Consider the following 9,557-nt stretch of genomic DNA (forward strand, 5'->3'; position numbering starts at 1 on the left):
TTTACGTCGTCACTGGAACTATGCGCTAGGTCAGCGTTTGGACTGGTTAAGACGGACTCGATGTGCTATTGATAGATGCAGTTTAATTAGTGAAACCATAGGAGAAATACCAGAAAAAGTTAATTATTACACTCAACAATCAGATTTAAAACAGACAAAAACTCTCTTTCCTGACTACAAAAATATCTACTGCGAAGTTCAACAGATGAATCTTCAAAGATTAGAAAAAGCCTGGAAAAGATGGTTAGTTCCAGATAAAAAAGGTAAAAGAGGAGGGCGACCTAGATTTAAAAAAGCTGGTCAATTAAGGTCTTTTAGTTTTTCGAGAGTTAATCATCCCAAAGCTGTTATCAAGTTTCAAAATAATTGTCTTTGGACAAAAAAATGGGGAGCTATACCAGTTGTAATCCATCGTCCGATTCCTGAAAGTTTTATTCTTAAAACAGCTACAATCGTTAAAAAAGCAGATGGATACTATGTCTGTATTACAGCAGAAGATGAGACGATTCCGAATGTTATTCCCATAGATAATATCAAATCAGCAGTTGGAATTGATGTAGGATTAAAAGAGTTTTTGACTACCAGTCAAGGAAAAACAGTTGCTGTTAAAAAGATTTATCGCAATCGACAAAAGCATTTAGCTCGTCAACAACGTAAATTAGCCAGAAAAAATAAAGGGTCAAAAAACTATGAGAAACAACAAAAAAGAATAGCTTTAACTCATCAAAAAATTGCTAGATATCGAAAAGACTGGCACTACAAAACAGCACATTGGTTGGTCAATAATTATGATTTTATTGCTTGTGAAGACTTAAACATCAAAGGGTTAGCTAAAACTAAATTGGCTAAGAGTATTTTAGATGTCGCTTGGGGAAATTTCTTAACAAAATTAGAAGCAGTGGCGGTAAAACGCGGCGTTTGGTTTGTCAAAGTTAGTCCTCATGGAACGACAGTAAATTGCTCAAGCTGTGGTCATAAAGTTCCGAAAACACTATCAGTTAGATTACATGAATGTCCGAAATGTAATTTGACAATGGATAGGGATGAAAACGCCGCAGTTAATATTATAAAAAAGGCATTGCAAATACATGGGGTGGGTCTCATCCCGTCTGCCTGTGGAGGCTTAGTCAGTGGACAGCCTGTGAAGCAGGAAACTTCTGGAACTGAGTATATGCAGTTATCTCTGTTTTAGAAGCCCCCGTTATACCGCCCAAGCGGTTAACGGAGGGAGAACGTCACTCAGTAGCCAACATTAACTCATCATCAACAATCACCACAAAAAAGAATGTTGATAGGATATTGTTTGGTCAACAATAGGTAAATAACGGGTATTGTTAGCCCATTTTAATTCTGCTACCGACCCACCGAAACGAGTTTGATGATTAAGTAGCCGAATATGAGGAATAATCATACTCAGAGATTGTTCTATTTGTTGTTGTGCTTGCTGTTTATCCATAAAATTTACCAGTTACTCCCTGAAATATTTTAACCAAATCGTCTAAACTTTGGTTCTTAGCTTGTTGCAATAATTCTGTGTCATCATTAGCGTACAAACTATACTCATTATTTTGAGTAATTGGCTGGTTATCTCGCATTAAAGAAACAATTTCTTTCATATTTAATAACACCTGGTCTTGAAAAGATTTGCCAGCAATTGAATCATTTTTGATAGGAGCATTTAGCGGTCTATTTTCAATAGGAGTATTTAAAATTTTTCTTAATTGTAGTCCTTCTCCTAGAATCTTTGTATCAATTTTCTCATTTAAACCGAGTCCTGCTGACAAACCTAATTGTTCTTCTATTTGAGAAATATCAAACTGTGGAGTTGAGTTATTAAAAACTAGATTATCCGTAGGTTGAGGAGTAACAAATACTGGTTTATTTTTATTAGTATTAAGCGGTTCTCTGTCCCCTCCAATCCGAGTAACAGGAATCTTTTTAACCTCAATCTTATTCCCTCTCAAACGGGTTTTTTGTTTAGAATTATCTTCAAGTTGACTCTCGGCAATTCTCTGTCCAGATAAAGCGTTTTGATATTCGTTATTTAACTTATCTCGTTCTAATTGCTGAGTAACAGCTAAAGCCTGTCCTCTTAAATCTAATTCCTGAAGGGAAATTGCGCCTTCTTGAGCAACAGAAGCTTGATTTTCTCGTGCTATTTGAATAGCCGATTGACCCTGAGAAATAAGTAATTGACCTTGCTTTTGAATTAATCCTAATTGTTGAGAATAAAGATTAACCAAAGCTTGGGCTTGCTGTTTTTCCGCCTCAGTCTTAGCCCCTGTCGCTTGAATTTGAGCCTCTTTTAATTTAGTTTGAGCCTCTAACTGTTGCTGTTGATTTTGCAGTTTAGAAGATTCTAAATTAAACTGAGCTTCCTTAACCGCTCGTTCAGCAGCAAGGTTATTCTGTTGTATTTGTAATTGAGTTTTTTGTTTTTCAAACTGTAAAGATTCTCGCTGTATTCGTTGCTGTTGTTCAAGGGCATCTCTTTTTAATTCAAATTGTCTCCGTTCTTCTTGGTGAATAGCTCTGAGAATATCTCTCTCGGTAACACGGCCTGCTAAGCCTAAACGCCCTAACTCTTCAGTTAAAACTCGTCTCTGATTTTCTGAAAGTTCCCCCTGTAATTGTTGATATAAACTCTTGGCTTTTTCTAATTGCTGAAGACGTAAATTAGACCTTTCAATTTGAGCATTAATGATAGTGGCTTCAAGGTCATTTTGAGCATTCTGTAACCGTTGCTGGCGGTCTAAAGAAGCCTCTACTAAACTAAGCCGATTAAGCAAAACATCATAGTTGCTTAACTCTTGCTTCTGTAATGCGATCGCCTGTTGTTGCAGCCCTAACTGCTGTTGTTGGAGTTGAGTTTGTTCCCTCAATTTATTGAGAGCCATATCTCGAACTTTCTGCTCAATTTCTTGCTCAATTTTCAGGAGATCAAGAGTTTTAGAGGCGATCGCCTCTTTAGCCTTAAATCGATCCTGTTCATTATCAGCAAAATTTAACCGTTCTCGTTCAATTTTTATCTCTTCATTAATCCGTTGCTTGGTTGATTCAAGCTTCTTAATTTCAGCTTCTTCATGGCTCAAAACACCAGCCATTACCATCTTTTGAATATCGATCGCCCGTTCGGTTTCAGCGAGGGCGATCGCAGATAGAGAGGTGCTAACTTTCGCCTCCATATCATCCACTGCTTTTTCAGCCGTGTCAGTAGCTTTTTGAACAGCTTGAGTTGCTTGTTCTGGTGTTTTAGTTTTAGCTCGTTGGGCCGCGGCCTTTAGCCCTTGATCTGCCCCTTCATTCAAAGTGTCCGCACGTTGTTTTTTAGCTCTTTCTTGGATTAATTCACCTAAAACCTCATCTACCGCTTGTTCCCGTGCGTTAGTACGAGTATAGGCAACAGGAGAATTAAACCCTTTGGTAGCTTTAGCTTTCTCTTCTAAGCGTTTATCAAATTCTGCTTGATCTAATCCTAACTCCCCGGCAACTTGACGACCAGCGGCTCCAGGTTGCCCCCCTGGTCCTAGTTGATTGGTAATCTTTTCGTAGCCTTCAGCTACTTTATCAATGGCGACACCAGCCCCTTTTAATAAAGGTCCCAATATTTGCCCCAATTCAACGGCCAACCTTGTCGCATCAGCAAGTAACCGAACGAACGTATCCATCACCTCAACCATTTCTGATAAAGCTTTGGGATTCTCCGAAAGATAAGTGAATAAATCTAAAGCCAACTCCGTACTGGTTTCTAACCCTGCTGATATTAAATTCTCAAAAGAATCTGCGATCGCCTCACTTAATCCAGCGTTTTCTTTGAGCAGGTCGGTGAATTCCTTAGTAGAGTTCTTAAGCCCATCAAAGAGAGTTTTATTAGCGGTGATGTTGTCAATAATTGACTGGAAGAATCGAGTAGCGGTCTCAACGCCAGGAGCGAAAGCTGAAGCTAAATCAAGCTTGAGGACTCCGATAGACCCCCCTAAAGCCTCAGTTGCACCAGCCAAACCTTGTTGCAATTTTTCCTTATTAGCTTGGGCTGTTCCTCCTAACTGAGCATAGGCCGCATCGACTTCCCCTAGTCGCTGTTTAGTCGTTCCCAACAACTTCAGGAAAGGTCCGATTGCTTCTCGTCCAAAAATATCTTGAGCGAACTGGCCTTGTTGTTGAGCATTGAAACTCTCAAAAGCAACCTGCAACTCAGGAATCAAATCGTAAATATTCCGCAGTTCACCATTAGCATTCCGTGCCTGAATCCCTAATTGTGCGATCGCCCCTTTCGCCGCGTCACTACTAGGATTAGCAAGTCCAAGAATAATATTTTTAAGGGCCGTGCCGGAAGCCTCTGCCTGAATCCCGGCATCAGCGAACAAACCAAGAACTTTGACCGTAGATTCAAAATCCTGGTTAAAACTAGAAGCCGTTCCCCCAACTGTAGCAATACCTTGCCTAATCTTAGAAAGGTTAAGGGCTGAGGAAGTGACGTTCTCCCTCCGTTAACCGCTTGGGCGGTATAACGGGGGCTTCTAAAACAGAGATAACTGCATATACTCAGTTCCAGAAGTTTCCTGCTTCACAGGCTGTCCACTGACTAAGCCTCCACAGGCAGACGGGATGAGACCCACCCCATGTATTTGCAATGCCTTTTTTATAATATTAACTGCGGCGTTTTCATCCCTATCCATTGTCAAATTACATTTCGGACATTCATGTAATCTAACTGATAGTGTTTTCGGAACTTTATGACCACAGCTTGAGCAATTTACTGTCGTTCCATGAGGACTAACTTTGACAAACCAAACGCCGCGTTTTACCGCCACTGCTTCTAATTTTGTTAAGAAATTTCCCCAAGCGACATCTAAAATACTCTTAGCCAATTTAGTTTTAGCTAACCCTTTGATGTTTAAGTCTTCACAAGCAATAAAATCATAATTATTGACCAACCAATGTGCTGTTTTGTAGTGCCAGTCTTTTCGATATCTAGCAATTTTTTGATGAGTTAAAGCTATTCTTTTTTGTTGTTTCTCATAGTTTTTTGACCCTTTATTTTTTCTGGCTAATTTACGTTGTTGACGAGCTAAATGCTTTTGTCGATTGCGATAAATCTTTTTAACAGCAACTGTTTTTCCTTGACTGGTAGTCAAAAACTCTTTTAATCCTACATCAATTCCAACTGCTGATTTGATATTATCTATGGGAATAACATTCGGAATCGTCTCATCTTCTGCTGTAATACAGACATAGTATCCATCTGCTTTTTTAACGATTGTAGCTGTTTTAAGAATAAAACTTTCAGGAATCGGACGATGGATTACAACTGGTATAGCTCCCCATTTTTTTGTCCAAAGACAATTATTTTGAAACTTGATAACAGCTTTGGGATGATTAACTCTCGAAAAACTAAAAGACCTTAATTGACCAGCTTTTTTAAATCTAGGTCGCCCTCCTCTTTTACCTTTTTTATCTGGAACTAACCATCTTTTCCAGGCTTTTTCTAATCTTTGAAGATTCATCTGTTGAACTTCGCAGTAGATATTTTTGTAGTCAGGAAAGAGAGTTTTTGTCTGTTTTAAATCTGATTGTTGAGTGTAATAATTAACTTTTTCTGGTATTTCTCCTATGGTTTCACTAATTAAACTGCATCTATCAATAGCACATCGAGTCCGTCTTAACCAGTCCAAACGCTGACCTAGCGCATAGTTCCAGTGACGACGTAAAAGTTCTAACCACTGGTTTATACACTCTGCTTGCTTTTGATTAGGCTTGATTCGGTACTCAAATGTCAGTATCATAATACTATTATTGTAGCACTTATCGTTGTTAATGAACAATAGTTATAGTAAAGAAAATAGGTCAGTTTACTTACTTGCCGTACATATTGTCTTAGTGACTAAATATCGGAGAAAAGTCATTACCCCTGACATCCTATCTCGTCTGCAACGAATTTTCACAGATACTTGCAGTAAATGGGATTGTCGATTAGTAGAATTTAATGGTGAAACAGACCATGTTCATCTACTTGTTGAGTTTAATCCTAAAGTTCAACTTAGTAAATTTATTGCTAATTTAAAAACTGTTTCTTCTCGTTTAATCAGAAAAGATTTTTCAGATCATTTAACTCAATTTTATGGACAAAAACCTGTGTTCTGGACTGGTTCTTATTTTATTGCTACTTGCGGTGGTGTAACGATTGAACAACTTAAACAATATGTTGAAAAACAACAATCTCCTGTTTAAAAGGACTCCCTATGGTCGGTTTATTTTTTGGTCGGTAATTCCCCTCCCCCTAACATTCGTATAAGGGGAGACCCCTTACCGACATTTAAGTTGGATAAATTGCTGTCCCTTAGCAATTTGTCCAAAAATTAATTGATTGAGTCTCGCTCCCAAATCAATTCCAATCCCCTGTATTAGAGACTCCCTGAAACTTTGCCCACTCTGTTGCCCACTTTGCTCTATTAGCCTCTCCGCTTCGTCCAATCGCCTCCGAAGCGTTTGAACATCAGCATCTAATCTTAACGTAAGTCTTCCTAAGTCTGTCATTTGCGATCGCCCTCCCTCCCCTCCAATATCGGGAAGTTCCGAGACGATAATCAGGGGCTAAATTTAGCCCCACAACAAAAAGCGATCGCACATCTAGGCAAGGCGATCGCTTTTATTTCCTAATTTAATAGTGTCTGAGTGGGAATCAAACAACTATCTTTAGAGTAGCAGCCCATGCTATTTTCTGCAAGTCAAAGTAACTCGTTCACCTGGAATTATAGCAACAACTTTGCAGTATTTAAAAAGCAAACTTTTAACATACAAATTGTTAATTTCTGCTCTTTCGTCTGCAACAATTACTGATATTGGTTTTTTGATTGTATTGGACTGATAGCACTTTGTGGCACGATAGAGACAAGTCTCTTTTGTCCCTTCTGGGGGGTTGGTTGTTCCTGAATACAATAGGGCAAGGAAGTCCATTTCTGATGCTCCTGGCTCATCGTATCCAAGCATCTGCATATTAGCTCGAAGTCGTTTCTTTTCGCCTTTATTCGGATGAGAAACTTTAAGCCAATGCAATTCTAGAAGGTCATCTTCTGATAAGTATTCGATTTCAAACCATGAGCATTTTTCTGATACTAATGGGGAACCGAATCCTTTGAAGTTTTGAGCCTTTTCAACGTGCTTTTTCAATCTTGTTGCTTTTGACATTATTTATTTTCTTCTAATAGCAAGGGTAGGATGTCCCCAGGTTCCACCGTTGGCACCTTCATCTGATTGAACTACCACCATTTGGTGGTAGTTGCCTTGAAGTGCCTCCACACAAACTACCTCAGATTGTAGGGAGTTCCCTCAAACCGTTAGGTATTCCTGCGTTTGCTTGAGTCGAAATTGACATCCTCACGCGACCTACGCTCCGGTGAAGGTCGGTGATTCCCCCTCAAAACAGTGTTAACTGAATATTTTGGGGTTTTCTAATCAACCTATTTTTTGCTTTTTCCCAAGAATTTCACCTCATCTGCAATGAACGGCAATTGTGCGCCAAGAGACGAATTAATCCAGTCCATTAATGATGACAAAGATTCAGGAAATTCATCTTTCAAGATATCATAACAGACATGAAACAAAATCATTCTTGCTTGGGGTAGGTCCATCTTCAGTTGGTCGGCCAATGCACCTGGAGAAAGAGACCACATTTTCTTTAAGAGAGAAAAATCGATATATGCTACCAAATCTCGCAAGGGATAACAAGAAGCCATCAACTTGAAACGAGCAGTTTCTGCTGAATCCGCAAACGAAACATTGCCAAGAATCTGATCGATTGTCTCACAATCTTCTTTGATTTCTTTAGGCGATCGCTCTACCGGTTCACCGAGAAAGGCCAATGGTTTTTCTTGCTGAACTGGCATGTTGAATCCTACCAGTTGATGAAGACACATCCGAACGCCAAGTTTCATTAACTGAGTCGCCATTTTAGGATTGTCTTTAGGCAACCACTCGCAAATCAAATCCTCTGACAGCAACCGAACACCTTGTAAACCTCCCTGTGTCTGAATTTCAGCCGTTTTTGCTAAGTCAGAATTGACATCCTTTACCCTCATCTGCACAGTAGTTCTGTTAATCCCGCTCATCCGCGCATAACCGGAAACAGTTGCAAAACTCTCGCCTGTGTTAACATCAATTACCAATTCGATGCCGTTTTCGCCGTCGAAGCGTGTTAAATTCATTGTATTGACCTCTGTAGTAGGTTGATCACGCCCTGGGGTATTTGCAGTACCGCCGGGGCTTTTTGCAAGAATAGCACATCCTTACTAAAAAACAAGAGCAAAAAACTGTAATACGCTTGTAACTGGCTTTGTATAAAGCTTTCGTCTAACTCCATTAAATGTAATATGCTTGTAATATAATTTTTTGAGATGAGCGAAAAAAGACGGCACTACAAATATATTACATAAACGCCAAAAAAAAGAGCCTTCGAGGGCGTTTTAGAAGTAAGAGGCTAAAGTTAGCACCAGGTAAAGGTTTCGGGAAGTTTAAGCCACTGAAATGTCAACCCCACTAAATCTTACAAAGAGGATGAGAATTTGAATTGTAAAAAAACAATTTCCTGAAATGACTAATTAAGAATTTAGATAATAGTTTAACTTGTAAGGTGGGCAATGCCCACCCTACGATCAAGAAACGACTTCAACTTCAACACTGGGAACGTCTTCATCTGTTTCCTCTTTATTAAACAGCAATTTATTATCTTTGCAATCAATAAAAATAGTGTCCCCAGAATCAAACGTCATTTCTAATATTTTGGTAGCGATAGGATTCTCTAACTCCCGTTGAATTGCCCGTTTTAAAGGCCTAGCACCATACACAGGATCATAACCAGAATTGACGATATAATCAAGGGCTGCATCGCTCAATTCTAAGCTAATATTTTGCTCTTTTAACAACCGTTCAATACGCTTAAGTTGTAAGGTAACAATGCGTCTTAATTGCTGTTTCTTGAGAGTATGGAAGATAATTAAATCATCAATACGATTCAAAAATTCAGGGCGAAAATGCTTCCGCAATGCTTGTAAAACTTTCTTACGCATGGCTTCATAATTGTCATCATCCCCTGCTAAATTTAAGATATATTCGCTACCAATATTACTGGTCATAACGATGATAGCGTTACGGAAATCGACGACACGCCCCTGAGAATCGGTAATGCGTCCATCGTCAAGCACTTGTAATAAAATGTTAAAAACGTCAACGTGCGCCTTTTCTACCTCATCCAAAAGCACAACGGAATAGGGACGACGACGAACTGCTTCGGATAACTGTCCCCCTTGATCGTAACCCACATATCCAGGAGGCGCACCAATTAACCGAGAAACGGCGTGTTTTTCCATGTATTCAGACATATCAATGCGAATCATGGCATCTTGGGAGTCAAAGAGAAACGCAGCTAACGCTCTCGCTAATTCTGTCTTTCCTACGCCAGTAGGCCCCATGAATAAAAAGGAACCAATGGGACGAGAGGGGTCTTTCATTCCGGCCCTAGCGCGACGAATGGCTGCTGCAACGGCGGCAACGGCCTCCTC

General features: G+C 39.5%; 7 protein-coding genes and 1 pseudogene. 2 read left to right on the plus strand and 6 right to left on the minus strand.

The annotated features are described in order from the left end of the window. On the plus strand, positions 1–1,192 hold a 1,192-nt coding region (locus C4E06_RS20845; protein WP_232826324.1), incomplete at its 5' end, for a transposase. Positions 1,193–1,270: 78 nt separating this feature from the next. Here C4E06_RS20845 and C4E06_RS20850 read toward each other — a convergent pair. The 3 genes and pseudogenes from C4E06_RS20850 to C4E06_RS20860 form a co-directional block, all read right to left on the minus strand. Continuing rightward, positions 1,271–1,456, minus strand: a complete 186-nt coding sequence (locus C4E06_RS20850; RefSeq protein WP_107670352.1) for a hypothetical protein — start codon at positions 1,454–1,456, stop codon at positions 1,271–1,273. Further along, positions 1,449–4,460: pseudogene (locus tag C4E06_RS20855) on the minus strand (phage tail tape measure protein); the annotation flags it as partial. The pseudogene C4E06_RS20855 and the gene C4E06_RS20850, both read right to left, overlap by 8 nt. Positions 4,461–4,520: 60 nt before the next feature. Then, entirely contained in the window at positions 4,521–5,786 is a 1,266-nt protein-coding gene (locus tag C4E06_RS20860) for an RNA-guided endonuclease TnpB family protein (RefSeq protein ID WP_107666572.1), read from the minus strand. A gap of 31 nt (positions 5,787–5,817) precedes the next feature. Here C4E06_RS20860 and tnpA point away from each other — a divergent pair, with 31 nt between their 5' ends. Further along, positions 5,818–6,231: an IS200/IS605 family transposase gene (tnpA, locus tag C4E06_RS20865; protein ID WP_107666573.1), complete on the plus strand. Its 414-nt coding sequence runs from the start codon at positions 5,818–5,820 to the stop codon at positions 6,229–6,231. 483 nt (positions 6,232–6,714) lie between these two features. On the opposite strand, the gene C4E06_RS20875 is transcribed toward tnpA, so the two are convergent. From C4E06_RS20875 to C4E06_RS20885, 3 genes are all read right to left on the minus strand, one after another. Beyond that, positions 6,715–7,188, minus strand: coding sequence for a hypothetical protein (locus C4E06_RS20875; RefSeq protein WP_107670355.1), 474 nt, complete (start codon positions 7,186–7,188; stop codon positions 6,715–6,717). Between the two features lie 272 nt (positions 7,189–7,460). Further along, positions 7,461–8,204, minus strand: a complete 744-nt coding sequence (locus C4E06_RS20880; RefSeq protein ID WP_107670356.1) for a hypothetical protein — start codon at positions 8,202–8,204, stop codon at positions 7,461–7,463. 447 nt (positions 8,205–8,651) lie between these two features. Next, the coding region (locus C4E06_RS20885; RefSeq protein ID WP_157951197.1) for an AAA family ATPase at positions 8,652–9,557 on the minus strand (906 nt) is incomplete at its 5' end.

The sequence above is a fragment of the Cyanothece sp. BG0011 genome, from assembly GCF_003013815.1.
In the GTDB taxonomy this organism is placed as follows: Bacteria; Cyanobacteriota; Cyanobacteriia; order Cyanobacteriales; family Microcystaceae; genus Crocosphaera.

Coding starts and splice junctions, on each gene's coding strand:
- C4E06_RS20850 (WP_107670352.1), bottom strand. CDS start 1,456: ATGGATAAACAGCAAGCACAACAACAAATAGAACAATCTCTGAGTATG.
- C4E06_RS20860 (WP_107666572.1), bottom strand. CDS start 5,786: ATGATACTGACATTTGAGTACCGAATCAAGCCTAATCAAAAGCAAGCA.
- tnpA (WP_107666573.1), top strand. CDS start 5,818: ATGAACAATAGTTATAGTAAAGAAAATAGGTCAGTTTACTTACTTGCC.
- C4E06_RS20875 (WP_107670355.1), bottom strand. CDS start 7,188: ATGTCAAAAGCAACAAGATTGAAAAAGCACGTTGAAAAGGCTCAAAAC.
- C4E06_RS20880 (WP_107670356.1), bottom strand. CDS start 8,204: ATGAATTTAACACGCTTCGACGGCGAAAACGGCATCGAATTGGTAATT.